Origin of the sequence: Streptomyces sp. Ac-502 (genome assembly GCF_045222935.1) — a bacterium.
Taxonomy (GTDB): domain Bacteria; phylum Actinomycetota; class Actinomycetes; order Streptomycetales; family Streptomycetaceae; genus Streptomyces; species Streptomyces monomycini.
The window spans coordinates 801,067-816,774 of sequence record NZ_JBHFFO010000001.1; the positions used below are offsets into that span (position 1 = coordinate 801,067).

The 15,708-nt window shown below is 75.5% G+C and carries 9 protein-coding genes; 8 read left to right on the forward strand and 1 reads right to left on the reverse strand.

The genetic code is table 11. The features are described from left to right. Positions 1-10: 10 nt before the first annotated feature. Positions 11-1,123 carry an alpha/beta hydrolase gene (locus ACEXOX_RS03575; protein ID WP_406519044.1) on the reverse strand — a complete coding sequence of 371 codons (1,113 nt, stop codon included), beginning with the start codon at positions 1,121-1,123 and terminating at the stop codon, positions 11-13. 156 nt (positions 1,124-1,279) lie between these two features. On the opposite strand from ACEXOX_RS03575, the gene ACEXOX_RS03580 reads away from it, so the two are divergent. The 8 genes from ACEXOX_RS03580 (at position 1,280) to ACEXOX_RS03615 (ending at position 15,620) form a co-directional block, all read left to right on the forward strand. Then, on the forward strand, positions 1,280-4,237 hold the full coding sequence (locus tag ACEXOX_RS03580) for an ATP-binding protein (protein WP_406519046.1): 2,958 nt from the start codon (positions 1,280-1,282) through the stop codon (positions 4,235-4,237). A 265-nt stretch (positions 4,238-4,502) separates the two neighbouring features. Then, on the forward strand, positions 4,503-6,539 hold the full coding sequence (locus tag ACEXOX_RS03585) for a multicopper oxidase domain-containing protein (protein WP_406519048.1): 2,037 nt from the start codon (positions 4,503-4,505) through the stop codon (positions 6,537-6,539). 59 nt (positions 6,540-6,598) lie between these two features. Further along, positions 6,599-7,897: a 3-deoxy-7-phosphoheptulonate synthase gene (locus tag ACEXOX_RS03590; protein ID WP_406519050.1), complete on the forward strand. Its 1,299-nt coding sequence runs from the start codon at positions 6,599-6,601 to the stop codon at positions 7,895-7,897. Then, entirely contained in the window at positions 7,785-9,305 is a 1,521-nt protein-coding gene (locus ACEXOX_RS03595) for a 3-deoxy-7-phosphoheptulonate synthase (RefSeq protein WP_406519052.1), read from the forward strand. Before ACEXOX_RS03590 ends, ACEXOX_RS03595 begins: the two co-directional genes overlap by 113 nt. A 52-nt stretch (positions 9,306-9,357) precedes the next feature. After that, positions 9,358-10,707 (forward strand): class I adenylate-forming enzyme family protein, encoded by a 1,350-nt coding sequence (locus tag ACEXOX_RS03600; protein ID WP_406519054.1) that lies wholly within the window; start codon positions 9,358-9,360, stop codon positions 10,705-10,707. 9 nt (positions 10,708-10,716) lie between these two features. Next, positions 10,717-11,889 (forward strand): FAD-dependent monooxygenase, encoded by a 1,173-nt coding sequence (locus tag ACEXOX_RS03605; RefSeq protein WP_406519056.1) that lies wholly within the window; start codon positions 10,717-10,719, stop codon positions 11,887-11,889. 175 nt (positions 11,890-12,064) lie between these two features. Then, complete coding sequence (locus tag ACEXOX_RS03610) at positions 12,065-14,101, forward strand: ATP-binding protein (RefSeq protein WP_406519058.1); 2,037 nt, start codon at positions 12,065-12,067, stop codon at positions 14,099-14,101. Between the two features lie 7 nt (positions 14,102-14,108). Next, on the forward strand, positions 14,109-15,620 hold the full coding sequence (locus ACEXOX_RS03615) for an ABC transporter substrate-binding protein (RefSeq protein ID WP_406519059.1): 1,512 nt from the start codon (positions 14,109-14,111) through the stop codon (positions 15,618-15,620). The last annotated feature ends 88 nt before the right edge of the window (positions 15,621-15,708 follow it).

The following is a 15,708-nucleotide window of genomic DNA, read 5'->3' on the forward strand; positions in this document are numbered from 1 at the left end:
CGCGTGCGGGTCACCGCGCGTGCGCGTCCAGGAAGGCGGTCAGGTACGGGAAGATGTCGCGTGCGCTGTCTTTGCCCATGAACACGTCCTGGTGGCCGTAGCCCGGGAAGACGTGCAGCCGGGACACGCCGGGGGCGCGGGCGGCGAGTTCGCGCTGGCAGGCGGGGTTGGAGTCGGCCATGACGCGGTTGTTCTCGCCGGTGGTCAGCAGGAGCGGGGTGGTCAGACCGGCGGCCGCCTCCAGGTAGTCGTCGGGCAGTTCGCGGTACGCCGGGTCGCCGGGCCGGTACTTGACGGCCCGGCCGGCCCGGACGATCGCCCGGATGTGCCGGTAGTAGTGCACCCCCGTGGCGCCGAACAGGTCCGCGACGCGCTCGTGGGTGACCGGTGACATCCGGGCGTGGTCGTACAGCGCGGGCCGCCCGGAGCCCCACATCGCGCTCACCATGTGGCAGGCGGGCTCCCGGCATTCGGGGTGGAAGAGCGACACCAGGCGGGAGATCATCCGGCCGCGGGTGAACCGGGCGTCCTGCGGCCAGGCGGGGTTGAGGTAGGGCAGGCCGAGCACGTACTCGGTCAGGCCGGGAACGACCAGGAGCTTGCAGCGGGACCACCGGGGCGGCCGCAGGACGAGGGCGGAGCTGTTGACGACCGCGCTGGTCACGCCGGTGACGAGGCCGGCCGCCAGGCTCATCGCGAAGGTCACCCCGCCCAGGCAGTGCGCGATCACGTGCAGCCGGGCCACCGGGCCGATGTGCGCCCGGATCTCGGCGAACGCGGCGGGGAAGTCGTGCAGGGCGACGTCGTCGAGGGTGAAGCGGTGCGCGGCCAGGTCGTACGGGAAGCGGTTGCTCATCCGGTGGTCGAGGGCCCAGACGTCCGGATAGCCGTGGTCGAGCAGGTAGGTGGTGAGGTCCTCGTGCTCGGGCATGACGAACATGTCGCTCGACGTGGTGAGGCCGTGCACGAGCAGCACCGCGTCGGCCGGTGCGGTACCGGCGGCTTGCGGGCGGCGGTAGCGGGTCAGGGTCAGGCCGAGCCCGTCGCCCGCGGCGAACGGGTGGACGGTGACCTCGGCGTCCCGTACGCCTTCACTGGTGAACAGGGGGATGCGGCGCTGCATACGGCTCTGTCCCTCCTCTGCCCCCGTCGCTCAGCCCCCGACACCCGCACGAATTGCCCGGTTGGCCCCTATGGACCAAAATATTCCATTGGGGCGATCTCCGCCGTGCACCCGTCCACCCACCCGCACGACACCCGAACGAAACCGGCCCGCCCGATGCCCGACAGTCCCGCACCGCTCCACGGCAACCGCGCACTCGTCGGCCGCACGGAGGTCGTACGGCTCCTCGGCACCGAAGCGGAACGCGCCGCCGCGGGCGAGTTCCGGCTCGTCGAACTGACCGGGGACCCGGGGGCGGGCAAGACCAGACTCCTCGGCGAGACCGCAGGCGCCGCGCTCCGGCAGGGGCTGACCGTGCTGCGCGGCCGCGGCACCGAGTACGAGAACGACGTCCCCCTCTCGTTGGCCGTGGACGCCCTGGACGACGAGGTGGAGTCCCGGGCCGACCAGGTACGGGCGGCCCTGGACCCGGAGAGCGCGCGGCTGCTCGCCGACGTCTTCCCCGCCCTGTCGGCGGACCGGCCGGTCCCGGACCCCGCGGCGGCCCCGAGCACCGGCCTCAACCGCTACCGCGTGCACCGCGCCGTACGCCTCCTGCTGGAAGCCCTGGCGGCCCCCGGCGGCCTCGCGGTCCTGCTGGACGACGTGCACTGGGCCGACGAAGGCTCGGTGGAACTGCTCTCCCACCTCGCCCGGCACCCGCCGCGCGGCCCCCTCCTGCTCGCCGTCACCTACCGCACCCGTCAGGCGGGGCCCCGGCTCACCGCCGCCCTCGCCGACGCCGCGCCGGGGCTGCGCACCCGGATCGAGGTCGCGCCGCTCACCCTCCGGGAGGCCGGTGAATTCCTCGGCCCTTCCGTGGGAGCCCGGCGCCGCCGCGCGCTCTACGAGGCCAGCGGCGGCAATCCGCTGTACCTGGAGGCGCTGGCCCGCTCCGCACCGGCCACCGCCGCCCCCGCGGGCGGCGGTGTCGAGAACGCCGCCCCGGACGACGACGGACTGCTGCCGAACGCGGTACGCGAAGCGCTGGCCGCCGAACTGGCCGCCCTCCCCGACGACGTGCGGCTGGCCGCCCAGGCCGCCGCCACACTCGGCGACGAGTTCGAGCCCGGCATGGTGGCCGTCGCCGCGCCGACCACCGAGGCGGAGGCCCTGGCGGCCCTCGACGAGCTGGCCGAGCGGGACGTGGTCCGCTGCGCGCCCGCCCCGGGGCGCTTCCGCTTCCGCCACCCCGTCGTCCGGCACCTCGCCTACGCCTCCTCCGGCGCGGGCTGGCGGGTCGCCGCCCACGCGCGCGTCGCCGCCGCCCTGGACGAGCGCGACGCGCCCACCGTCACCCGCGCCCGCCACATCGCCCGCTCGGCGCGCTTCGGGGACCTGCTGTCCGTCGGCGTGCTCGTCGAGGCGGCCCGCGCGACCGCGTACCAGTCCCCCGCGACCGCCGCCCAGTGGCTGCGGACCGCCCTGGACCTGCTCCCCGAGAAACCCGGCGGTACGGCGGCCGGACCCGCGCCCGACCGGCTCTCGCTGCTCGTCGAACTGGCCCGGCTCCAGGGCGTCGGCGGGCGGCTCGTCCAGGGCCGCGACACCGCGCTGGAGGTACTGCGGCTGCTGCCGCCGGACGCCTGGGCGCAGCGGGCCGGCGCCGCCCGGTTCTGCGCCATCCTGGAACGGCTGCTCAACCGGCAGGCGGAGGGCCGCGCCCTGCTCCGCTCCGAGCTGGGCCGGGTGCCTCCGGAGCACGCGGTGGACGCCGTCCCCCTGCACCTCCAGCTGATCGGCGACAGCCTCATCCGCGCCGACTTCACGGGCGCCGCCGAGCAGTTGGACCGGCTGACCGCCGTACTGTCCCGGCCCGGCGGCGCCGAGACGGCCGGTGACCCGCCCGACGACTGGATGCCGCTGGTGACGCTCCGGCTCGGCTGCGCCTACGGCGCGGGCGACCTGGACGCCGCGCACGACCTCGCCGCCCGGGCCGAACGGCTGACGGCGGACGCCACCGACGCCGAGCTGGCCCCCTGGCTGGAGTCGCTGGCCTTCCTGTGCTGGATCGACGCGATGATGGGCCGGCTGCCGCAGGCCGCCCGCACGGTCGAACGGAGCCTGGCCATCGCCAACGCCACCGGGCAGAGCTACCTCTCGCCGTGGATCCTGACCGCGCAGGCGTTCACTTACGGCCGGACGGGGCGCCTCGCGGAGGCCGTCGACCGGGCCGAGGACGCGGTGGACGCCGCGCGGCTGCTCGGTTCCGACGAGTGCGTGGCCCTGGCGCTGGCCGTGAAGTCCCTCATGGTCCGCTGGACGGGCGACGCCGCCGCCGCGCTGGCCCTCGCCGACGAGGCGATCCGGCACGCGGACGGCCGCCGGGAGTGGTGGGCGCGGCTCGGTGTCGTCGGCCGCGGCCTGGCGCTGGTGGGACTCCAGGAGGTGGACGCGGGCGCGGCGCAGGTGCTGGCCGCGTGCGACGAGTTCGTCACCCCGCTGCTGGAGCGCAGCTGCCTGCTGGTGTGCTGCGAGGCGATGGCCGACGCGGAGGCCGAGCGCGGCCGGCCCGGCGCGGCGGCGGGCTGGGCGGACCGCGCCGCGGCGGTGCCGGGCGGCGGTACGGGGTCGGGGCACGCGGTACTGGCGCGGGCCCACGCGGAGCAGGAGGGCGACCCGGCCGCGGCGGCCCGCGGCGCGGTACGGGCGGCGGAGCTGTTCGAGGCGACGGGCGAGCGGCTGTCCGCGGCGCGGGCCTGGCTGCGGGCCGGCACCGCGCACGCCGGCTGCGGGGAGAAGGCCGCGGCGCGTACGGAGCTGGCGCGGGCGGCGGAGGTGTTCGGCGCGTGCGGAGCGCTCGGGCTGCACGCCAGGACCGTACGGGAGCAGCGGCGGCTGGGCGTACGGGCCGGGCGGGCGGCGGACCGGACCGACGGGCGGCTGTCGCGGCGGGAGGCGGAGGTGGCCGAGCTGGTCCGGCAGGGGTTCAGCAACCAGCGGATCGCGGAGCGGTTGTTCCTGAGCCCCCGGACGGTCGAGACGCACGTGGCCCATGTCTTCGCGAAGCTCGGGGTCTCGTCGCGGGCGGCGGTGGCGGGGAAGCTGGCGGGGGTGCGGGGGCCGGAGGGCTGAGGGGGCGGGGGCGGGTGGGACCGGAGGACTGTGGGGCCGGGGCCTGGAGGTCTGGGGCCTGAGGGCCCTGAGAGGCAGGGGCCTGAGAGGCAGGGGCCTCAGGCCCCTGGAGGGCAGGGGCGGGGCCATCGGGCTCAGTAGCGGGCTTCCCCGGCTCCGTACCGGTTCAGTAGTCGGGCACGTGTTTTCCCCGATGTGGGGAGGGTCTGCCGGGGCGCACGGTGAGGGAGTCAACCTTTCCACCGTTCGGAAGCGAGTCCCCGCAATGCCTGAGCTGATCGAAACCCCCACCCCGGCGGCCGCCACCGAGCCGGCCGTCCTCACCGAACCGGTTCCCCCGGCCGCCGCCTCCCCGACGGCCCCGCCGGTCACGACAGCCCCGGAGATCCCGGTGGCCCCGGATACCGCTCCGGTCCCCGAGGCCCCGGAGGTCCCGCAGACCCCGGCCGCTCCCGAGGTCCCGCCGCTGGAACCGTTCCTGGACCCGTTGCGGATCCCGCCGGTCCTGCGGCCGGAGGCGGACCCGGAGACCGGCCGCGCCGAGCTGACCGTCACGACCCGCCCCGTCCGCATTCAGTTGCACTCGCAACTTCCCCCGTCGCTGATGTGGGCCTACGAGGGACAGGTCCCCGGGCCGACCGTCGAGGTGCGGCGCGGCACCCGGCTGCGGGTGTCCTGGGCCAACGGGCTGAGCGGCCCGTACCCCCTGATCAAGGTCGAGACGCGGGTGCCGGCGAACGCCGTGCGCCCCGGTTACGACCCGGCGGCCGACACCTTCGACCGCAAGGTGGCCGCGCTGCCGCCCTGGACCGTGGTGCATCTGCACGGCGCCCGGACCAGCGGCGTCAACGACGGCTGGACCGACAACGCCGTGCCGCCGGGCGAGACCCAGCTGTCCGAGTACGTCAACGACCAGGCGTCCTGCACCCTCTGGTACCACGACCACGCCATGAACATCACCGCGCTGAACGTGATGACGGGCCTGGCCGGCATGTACTGGATCAGGGACGAGGAGGAGACGGCGCTCGGCCTGCCGGACGGCGCCCACGAGATCCCGCTCGTACTGTGCGACCGCAACGTCGACACCGACTGGAAGGGCCGCCCGACCGGTGTGCTGATGCACAAGGTCCTGCGGGACGCCCAGGACGTGCCGCGCCCGTTCTTCGGCCCCTACAACGTCGTCAACGGCGTCGTCCAGCCCCACCTGGAGGTGGCCGCGCGCTGGTACCGCTTCCGGATGGTCAACGGCTCCAACGCGCGGTTCTTCACCCTGCGCCTGTGCCACGAGGACGGCACGCCGGTCGACCCGGAGCTGGTCGCCCGCGCCTTCCACCAGATCGGTACGGACAGCGGGCTGCTGCCCGAGCCGGAGCCGCTGCCGGAACAGGGCCTGACCCTGGCACCCGGTGAGCGCGCCGACGTCCTGGCCGACTTCTCCGTCCTGCGGGGGATGCGCGTCCACTGGACCGACACCGCCACCAACCCGCCCGGCCCGGCGCCCTCGCCCGAGGTGGTGCAGTTCCGGGTCGCGGACGAGGCGGTGGACGACCCGTTCACGCTGCCGGGCCGCGTCAGCCCGTCCTACGTACGGCTGAGCCACGCCACGGCCCCCGACCACGAGCACCGGTGGATCGTGCTGACCCCGCCGGCCGCCACCGGGATGCCGATGATGTGGGAGATGGAGACCGTCGAGGACGCCTCGTCGGTGGAGATCCCCAGCGACGGCATCGTGCAGGTGCAGCGGCCGGGACAGCCGCTGCTGACGCTGCGCCGGGTCGCCGAGATGTTCAACGACGCCACCACCATCATGGCGCGCGAGGGCGGCTGGGAGCAGTGGAACGTGCTGAACCTGGGCGGCCCCGTCCACCCCTTCCACATCCACCTGATCCGCTTCCAGGAGACCCGGCGGCAGAACTACGACGGCCGCGGCTTCCAGCGGCTGGTCGACGGCGACGGCACGGTGCGCGGTCACGGCACCGTCACCCCCGTCACCTTCACCGGGGACCTGCCCGTCGAGGGCGCCGGCCTCGGCTGGAAGGACACCGTGCGGGTCGGCGACACCAGGCCGGCGCCCGCCGGGTCCGGCCAGCTGGTGTCCGTACTGGGCCGGTTCGACGGCGGCTCGGGGCGCTACATGTACCACTGCCACATCCTCGAACACGAGGACGAGTCGATGATGCGGCCGTTCACGGTGATGCCCGGTCCGGTGATGGACATGCACCCCGGCATGCACGGAGGCGGCGGCCACGGAGGCTCAGGAGGCCACGGGGGCTCGGGGGGCCACGGAGGTCACACGTCATGACGTATCCGCTTCCCACCCCACAGAACACCGCCCGCGCCACCCCGAAGGAGCGAACCACCATGACCACCTCGACAGACACCCCCGCCACCCCGCACCTCCGGCACCGCGACGGACGCCGGATCCGCCCCACCGGCGGCCAGACCCGCGTCCTGCCGGTGGAAACCCCGGCGCAGCTGTGCGAACGGCTGCCGCTCACCTACCACGCGGCGCACACCGTCATGACGGCCCGGCACGACGCCGTACGGATCCTCGACGGCCGGGACGACCGGCTGCTCGTCATCGCCGGGCCATGCTCGGTGCACGACCGGGCGGCCGCCCTGGACTACGCGTCCCGACTGCGGGAAGCGGCGGCCGCACTGGCGGACGACCTGCTCGTCGTGATGCGGGTCTACGTCGAGAAGCCGCGCACCTGCCTCGGCTGGCCCGGCCTGGTCGGCGACCCCGGCCTGGACGGCGGCGCCGACCTCGGCCGCGGCCTGGCCGAGGCCCGGTCGCTGATGCTCGACATCGCCGAGTCCGGCCTGCCGGTGGGCTGCGAATGGGTCAACCCGGCCACCCCGGCGTACCTGACCGACGTCGTCGCCTGGGGCTCCGTAGGGGCCCGTACGGCGGCGAGCCAGGTGCACCGCGACCTGGCCAGCGGCCTGCCGATGCCGGTCGGCGTCAAGAACGGCACGGACGGCTCGGTGCAGGTCGCGGTCGACGCCGTACGGGCCGCGGCCGCACCGCACACCTTCCTCGGCGCGTCCGGTGCCGGGCCGGTGTCCGTACTGCGCACCAGCGGCAACCCGGACTGCCACGTCGTCCTGCGCGGCGGCGCGGACGGCCCCAACTACGGTGCGGCGCACGTCCGCCAGGCGGCGGAACTGCTCGCCGCTGCCGGACTGCCCGCCCGCGTCCTCGTGGACGCCAGTCACGGCAACAGCGGCAAGCAGCACGAACGGCAGCACGCGGTCGCCGAGGACCTCGCGGTGCGGATCGCCGACGGTGACACCACCGTGCGCGGCCTGCTGCTGGAGAGCTTCCTCGTCCCCGGCCGCCAGGACGCCGGTGCCGGCCGGCAGCTGGTCTTCGGACAGAGCGTCACCGACGCGTGCATCGGCTGGAGCGGCACCGCCCAGCTGCTGCGGGAACTGGCCGGCGCCGCACGCGCGCGCCGCGCCTCCTGCCCCCGCCCCCGCCGGGCGGCGGCGGACCCCGGGCCCGCCGTCCTCGGCACCACCCCCTCATGGAGAGGACCTGACCGTGTTCACCCCACTCCGTTACCCCAGTACCGACCGCCACCTGCCGGAGGGCGGTGCCGGCACCGGCGACCGGTCCCCCGGCCGGCCGGCCCCGCGGCCCTTCGACCTCGGTGACATCGCCCGCTTCAGCAGCCCGCTGACCCGGATGCTGCTCGCCAGCGACGGACTGACCACCACCCTGCTGGAGTCCGCGCTCGCCACGCCCCTGCGGCTGCGCGTGCTGCACCAGGGCACCGCGCCCGCCGTCGCGCAGGACGCGCTGGCCCGCCGCTGCCTGAGCCTGGGCCGGGACGAACAGGTCCTGGTCCGCCGCTCGGCGCTGGCCGACGCCGCGCTGACGCCCGTCTCGCTCAACACCGTCGTCGGGCTGGTCCCCGGTGACCCGGCGCTGGCCGCGTGCCTGACCAGCGGCCGTACGCCGATCGGTTACGGCCTGCGGGCCGCCGGCGCGATGCGCACCCGGCGGCTGGTGGAGGTCGGCGTGGCCGGGTGGGAACAGGACGGCCGGGTCCGGCCCGCCGTGTTCAAGGCGTACGTGGTGCTCGACGGCGACCGGCCCTGGCTGTTCATCCGCGAGCTGTTCAACCCGCGGCTGGTGCCCGCCGGGACGGAGTACGACGGGCACGGGGGTCCGGCGCCAGGCAGCGGTCCGGCGCCAGGCAGCGGTCCGGCACCGGGCAGCGGTCCGGCACCGGGCAGCGGTCCGGCACCGGTCCGGCCGCAGCCGGTCGTCGTCCCGTCGCCGCCGGCGCGGCAGCGTCTGGCGGGCCGTCCCCGGCCGCTCACCGAGGAGATCGGGCGCGCCGGGCCCGCCGTACCTGACCCGCATCCGGCGCTGGCCCCGACGGCGGGCGGCGAGGCGTTCCTGCTGCACCTCGGGCGCCATGCGACCGGAGCGCTGACGACGGTGGCCTCCGGGCTGGCCCACTACGTGGCCGGTGTGCCCGTCACCGTCGTCACCGGCGGGCACCCGCCCCCGGGTGTGCTGCCGCGCGAGGCGCGGTGGGTTGCCGAGGAGTACCGCGCGGCGGCCCGTTCGCACCCTTGGCTGAGCGACTTCCCGCAGCTGATGTCGTTCCTGGACGCCTGTCCGCCGGCCATCGCCGGGCAGGTCCGGTGGACGGCCGACGGTGACCGGGTGCCGCCGCCCGGCGCGGTGGCCGGCCTGTGCCCCCGGCCGGGCTGTCATCCCCGTGCGGTCGCCGCGCGGTGCGCGGCGCTCAATCCGGGCCGGGTGCCCGGGCGACTGCTGCTGGCGGTGCGCCTCGCGCCGGACCGGATCATGGCCGAACTGCCCGCGCTGATCGAGGCCGTGGCCACCACCGGCACCCCGGTGACGTGGGTCTGCGCGCCCCGCCCCGGCGGGGCCACGGCGGCGGCCGAGGTCGACACGTTCTTCGACATCCACTACTCGGTGGGCAGCCGGCCCGGCGGTCTGCTGCTCGACGAGAACGGCCGTACGCCGGCCGAGGTGCTGCGGACGGTGCACGCCGCCGCTGCCGCCTGGCAGCCGGTGCCCTGACCGGTCCGGCCCGTACCTCTCCCCTCCCACCTGCGAGGAAAGCGAGCCCCTCATGTCCTGCCGACGCCACACCGACATCGCTCTCATCGACGAACAGGGCCCCCTGCCCCGCCGCACGCTGCGCGCCGCGGTCACGGAACGGGCCGCCGAGCTGGCCGCGCTGGGGCTGCGCCCCGGCGACCGGGCGGTGCTCTGCCGCCCCAACGGCCGCCGTTGGGTCACGGACCACCTCGCGCTGGCCGAACTGGGCGCCGTGGGCGTGCCGCTGAACGCCGCTTCGGCGCCGGACGAGCTGCGGCACGCGGCCACCGACAGCGGTGCCGTGCTCGTCCTGACCGCCGAAGGGCCCGGCCCGCCTCTCTCCCCGCCCGGCTCCGGACCCCCGCCCCGCTCCCCTGTCACCGACCTCACCGGTATCGCGACCATCGCCTACACCTCCGGTACCACGGGACGCCCCAAAGGAGCGCTCCAGACCCGGCGCGCGGTGCGGCTCGGCGGGGAGAACATCGCCCGGCGGCTGGCGCTGGGGCCCGGCGACACGGTGCTCAGTCCGCTGCCGCTCGCGCACACGTACGGCACCAACGTCCTGAACGCCGCCCTGTCCGCCGGGGCCACCCTCGTCCTCCTCGCCCGTTTCACCGAGGAGGCGGTGGCCGAGGCGCTGCGCCGTCACCGTCCTTCCGTGCTGGCCGGGGTGCCGACGATGTACCGGCGGCTGCTGGCCCACGCGGGGCTGCCGCTGGAGTCGGTGCGCTGTTCGCTCTCCGCGGGCCAGCCCGCCGGCGAACAGCTCGCCCGCGCCTGGCAGGAGCGGTCCGGTGCGGTCTTCGCCGAGGGCTGGGGCATGACCGAACTGGCCGGCCTGGCCTCGCTCACCCCCGCCGACGACCCCGGCCACCCGGGCACCGCGGGCCCGCCCGTGCCGGGTGCCGGGGTCCGTACGGGTGAGGACGGTGAACTGCTGGTACGCGGGCCGTTCGTCACTCCCGGCTATCTCGGCTCCCCCGAGGCCACCGCGCAGGTCCTGACGCCCGGCGGCGAACTGCGCACCGGGGACGTCGGACGGGTGACGGACGACGGCGGGGTGACCGTCCTGGACCGCCTCAAGGACGTGATTCTGTGCGGCGGTTACACCGTCTACCCGGCCGAGGTGGAACGGGTGATCTCCACCCATCCGTCGGTGGCCGCGGTCGCCGTCACCGCCATGCCGGACGCGGTGCGCGGCGAGGCCCCGCAGGCCTGGATCGCGACCGCCGACGGGGGAGCCGCCGACGAGGCCGCGATTCTCGCGCACTGCCGGGCCCACCTGGCCCCGTACAAGATCCCCCGCCGTACGACGTTCCTGCCCGAACTCCCCACCACCGCGGGCGGCAAGGTCGCGCGCGGCCGGCTGCCCCGCTAGGAGGCCGTCATGGACACCACCGCCACACCGCACGTCCTCGTCGTGGGCGCGGGCCCGGTCGGGCTGGCCACGGCCCTGCTGCTGCGGGTCCGCGGACTGCCCGTCACCGTCCTGGAGGCGGCGGCGGAGCACGCGCCGCGGCCCGGCAGCCGGGCGATCTTCCTGCACCGGCAGTCACTGGCCACGCTCGCCGCCGCCGACCCGGCGCTCGGCACCGCGCTGGTCGGCAACGGGCTGGTCTGGGGCGCGAGACGCACGACCTTCGACGGCCGGGAGGTCCATCGCCGTACGTACACCCCGCCTCCGGCGGACCGCGCGCCGTTCTCCAGTCTGCCGCAGCCGGTCATGGAGGAACTGCTGCGCGCGGCCTGCCGGCGCGCCGGTGCCGGCATCCGCTGGGAGAGCCCGGTCACCGGCCTCACCTCCTCGCCCGACGGCGTGGTGGTGCGCACGCCGGAGTCCGAGCACCGTGTCCCGTACGCGGTCGGCTGCGACGGGGCCAGGTCGGCCGTGCGCCGGGCCGTCGGCGTACGGTTGCGCGGGCCCCGCTCCCCGCACGCGTTCCTGGTGGTCGACGTCGCCGACGACCCCGCGCGTCCACTGCCGTGCGAGCGGGCGTTCCACTACCGCGATCCGCGGATGGCCGGGCGCCAGGTGCTGACCGTGCCGTTCCGCGGCGGGCTGCGCGTGGACGTCCAGTGCCGTCCGGACGACGATCCGGAGGCGCTGGCCGGGGCCGCGGCGGACTGGCTGCCCGGCCTGCTGCCGGACGGGCACGCCTGCGCGGTCACCTGGGCCTCGCACTACCGCTTCCAGCAGGTCGTCGCCGACGACCTCACCGACATGCACGGCCGGGTGCTGCTCGCCGGGGAGGCCGGGCACCTCTTCGCCCCCTTCGGGGCGCGGGGCCTGAACTCGGGCATCGCCGACGCGGCGGCGGCCGCCGACGCGATCGCCACCGGTGACGTGACCGGCTTCGCGGCCGCCCGCCACCGGGCCGCCCTGCTCAACCGGCAGGCGGCCGGACGCGCCCTGGGCCACCTCACCGCGCCGGGTTTCCGGCAGCGCGCCGCCCAGCGTCTGGCGGCCGCCGCGGCGCCCCGGTGCGGCCGTGCCGGACGCTGGCTGGACTCCGCCCCGTACGGCCCGCGCGACGCCGGTATCCCCGGGAGTCGCTACTGAGTGCCCGCGTCGCACGCTTCTCTCCCGTGCGGCGCGAGCGGCCCGTACCGTCAAGCATCACCGACCTCATACGGCTCAGTGGTCTCCCCTGGTCACCTCTGCTCCCGAACCACCTTGCGCAGGCCCCCGATTGCTGCATCCTGGTCACTCACGACGGTGGCCACGAGGGGGCGCGGTGCAGTCCCGACGTGATCTGATGATCCGGGAGTTCGTCGGTCAGCGGCTCGTCCGGGCACGCGGTGAGCACACCCGGTACCCGGCCCTGCTGCTGCTCGGGCCCCGCGGCAGCGGCAAGACCGCGCTGACGGGCCGGCTGGAGACCTGGGGCGGCCGGGCGCCGATGGCCGCCCTGGACCTCTCCGCGCTCGACGACGGGGTCCACCATCCCGTCGACGTCCTGGCCCGTATCGCCTTCCAGCTCAACGCCCGCCGGCCGGACTTCCCGCCGCTGGCCCTGCCCTCCTTCGCCGTCCTGCTGATGGCGCTGTCCGCCGAGGCCGACCCGGAGAGCCGGGACGCCGCGCTCGGCCAGATGCGCGAGGCGCTGCGCACGGGCCGTGCGGAGGACCATTCGCTGGCGGTGCTGCGGGATCTGGTGACGTCGGTCGGCGTGCCGATGGGGCTGCCCGGCTGGTCGGCGGCGGTCGTGCCGCTGATACAGGGGTGGCAGCGGGCCCGGGTGTGGTGGGGCGTGCACCGGCGGGTGGGCCGGACACCGCGCGGCGGCTCCCGGCCGCAGGTCCCGGCGGACGCCCTCGTCGAGCTGAACCAGCACTTCCGGCACGGTACGGCGGCCCAGCGGGAGCGCGCCGAGTCGGTGCTGCTCCAGGCGTTCCTCGCCGATCTCCAGGGCGCGTACACGCGGCACGGCGGCGACCGTGCCCGTACGCTGCGCTGCCTGGTGCTGCTGGACAACGCCGACAGCGAGCTGGGCGACGCGTTCCTCCAGGCCCTGGTCGAGGCGCGGGCCGCCGCAGGTCCGGAGCACCAGGACCCGCTGGTGGTCGTGGCGAGCGCGCGCCGCGTCCCGGACGTGCTGCGGCAGCTGGAGCAAGGGCCCCGGCCGCTCGGCAGCTACCTGTCGTGCTGGCAGCCGCCGGAGCAGGTGGACGGACCGGAGTCGTTCGTGCCGCGGACCGTGGCCCGGCCCGGCGGTGGTGCCCGGCTGGAGGTGGCGCAGTTGCGCCGGCTGGACCGGAGCGAGGTGCAGGAGCAGGCCGGCCCGTACGTGAAGCGGATGCCGCAGGCGGCGCTGGCGGGCATCACGCATCCGGTGGCCTGGCTGGGCCGTACGGTCCACGAGCTGACGCGTGGCCACCCGGCTGCGACAGCTACGGTGCTGGCCGCGCTGGAGGACTTCGCACCGGACGTGCCCTGCGGGCAGCGGCTGCGCGGGGTGCTGGCGCCCGAAGGGCCGCACTCCGTCGCGGACGAGCTGCTGGAACTGCTCCTCCAGGACCTGCCGCGGGAGCTGGCCGACGGCGCGCTGCCCCATGCGGCCGCCGCCGTCACCCTCGGGCAGGCGGCGAGCGCCGCCGACCTGTGGCGGCAGGCGGACTCCCCGCCGCGGCTCCTGCGCGGACTGGCCCACGACGACCGGTACGCCGAACGGATCGTCTTCGACGGCCAGCCGCACAGCGTGCTCCCGGCCATGGTCCGCACCCTGCTGCTGGGCCGGCTGGCGCTGGCCACGGCGCCCGCCGACGCCCGCGCGCCGTGGATCCGTACGCACGAGATCCTGCGGGACGCGGCCGAGTCGGGGCGCACCGGGGCCTACCACCGGCTGGCGGCCGGTGACGTCCAGGGTGCCGCGGCGTACCTGCACGAGCGCTTCCTCGACGTGTGCGGGGGCGGTGGTTCGGCGCAGGCGTGGTGCGCGGAGCTGTCCTTCATCCAGCGCGCGCCGCGCCGCTGGGAGGCGGAGGCGCTGGAACGCTCCGCGGGTGCGGAGTTCCAGCACCGGCTCGCGCGGGCGCAGAGCCCGCCCGACCAGCTGACGGTCACCCGTCTGCTGGTCGCCGGGTGGATCACCACCCACCCGGCGTCCGACCCCTGCGCGTCGCTGTGGTCCGACCCGTTGGGCGACCCGGTGGCCGAGCTGTACCCGAAGATTTCCGAAGCACTGCAGACCCTGAGCGGCCGGCTGGGCGACGAGACGGACCACGACGTGCTGTGGCAGCGGGCGGCCGCCTACGAGAGGAAGCCCTGGTGACCGTCGGATGAGTGGCGAGGACCAGCTCACGGCCCCGCGGCCGCAGCCCCGCAGGTGGCTGCGCGCCGCCGTCGCCGTGGCCGTCGCGGGCGCCCTGGGTGTGGGCGGGTACTGGGTGTACGACCGGGTGTTCGAGCGCTGTGCGGACGGGGTGCGGGAGCAGGGGCCGCGCGACGAGTGCGTGGGTGTCACCGACGGCTCGTACGAGTTCGACGCCGCGCTGCGGGACATCTCCCGGCAGATCCTCGCCGAGAACCGGCGGGTGGCGGCGTCCGGCAAAGCCTGGGTGTCGGTGGCCTACCTCCAGCCGATGACGACGGGCCCCGGGGACCGGGGGCGCGACAGCATACGCCGGGAGCTGGAGGGCGCCTACCTGGCGCAGCGCGAGCTGAACGACCCGCGGCGCGGCGGGCGCGGCGACTCCCCGCAGATCAAGCTGCTGCTGGCGAACAGCGGGGCCGGGTCCGCGCAGTGGGAGCCGCTGGTGGAGCAGCTCAAGGAGATGAAGGACGGGGACCAGCACCTGGTCGCCGTGGCGGGCCTCGGGCAGAGCCGCCGGACCACCCAGCAGGCAATAGACGCCCTGCGGGAGGCCAGGATCCCCATGATGGGCTCCACCGTGACCGCCGACGCCATGAACCGGCCGGGGCAGACCGGCTTCTGGCGGGTGGCGGCGACCAACTCCGACCAGGCGTCGGCCGCGGTGCGCTACCTGCGGACCCTGCAGAACCGCCCTGGGCAGCAGCGCCCGTACCGCGTGACGACCATCAAGGACCGCAGCGAACAGGACACCTACAGCACTTCCCTGTCCCGGAGTTTCACCGCGGCCGCCGCGCGCCACCACCTGAAGGTCACCGACATGGGGCTGGCCTACAGTTCGGCCGATCCCGCCACCGCCAACGCCTTCTCCTCGCTCGCCGACCGGGTGTGTGCCGACCCGCCGGACGCCGTGTACTTCGCGGGCCGGGGGCGCGCGCTGCGCGTCTTCATCGAGGCGATGGCCGCCGCCGGCCGGCGCTGCCCGACCACGGTGGTCACCGCGGACGACGTGGTGGGCGTCTTCGACGTGCCGGAGAGCCACGCCTCGCGCCAGGCGTTCCGCGAGGTGTGGGAGCGCAGCCGGGTCACCGTGCACCACACCGTGCTGGCCCACCCCGACCAGTGGACGGACACGTACCCCGGCTCCGTCAACCCGCTGCCGCAGTTCCGCGACGCCTACCGGCAGGAGATCCGCCGGCTGGACACCGAACTGGCCGACGGCCAGGCGATGATGGGCCACGACGCCCTGCTCACCCTGGGTGTGGCGATCCGCGACGGCGCCGGCGGGCAGGGCAACAACCCGGTCACCACCGGCAGCACCCGCCAGATGCTGCTCCAGATCAGCGGCAGCAAGCCGGTGTACGGCGTGAGCGGGCCGATCCGCTTCGACGACCACGGCGACCCGGTGGGCAAGCCGCTCGCGCTGGTGGAGCTGAAGCCGGACGGCTCGTACGCCTTCCGCAAGGTGGTGTGGCCGTAGGACCGGGCCGTTCAGGCGGTCGGTACGGCCTGTGCTGCGCCCGCCTTCGGCCTCGGGGACCGTCGGTACAGCGGTTGGCGCCGAGATC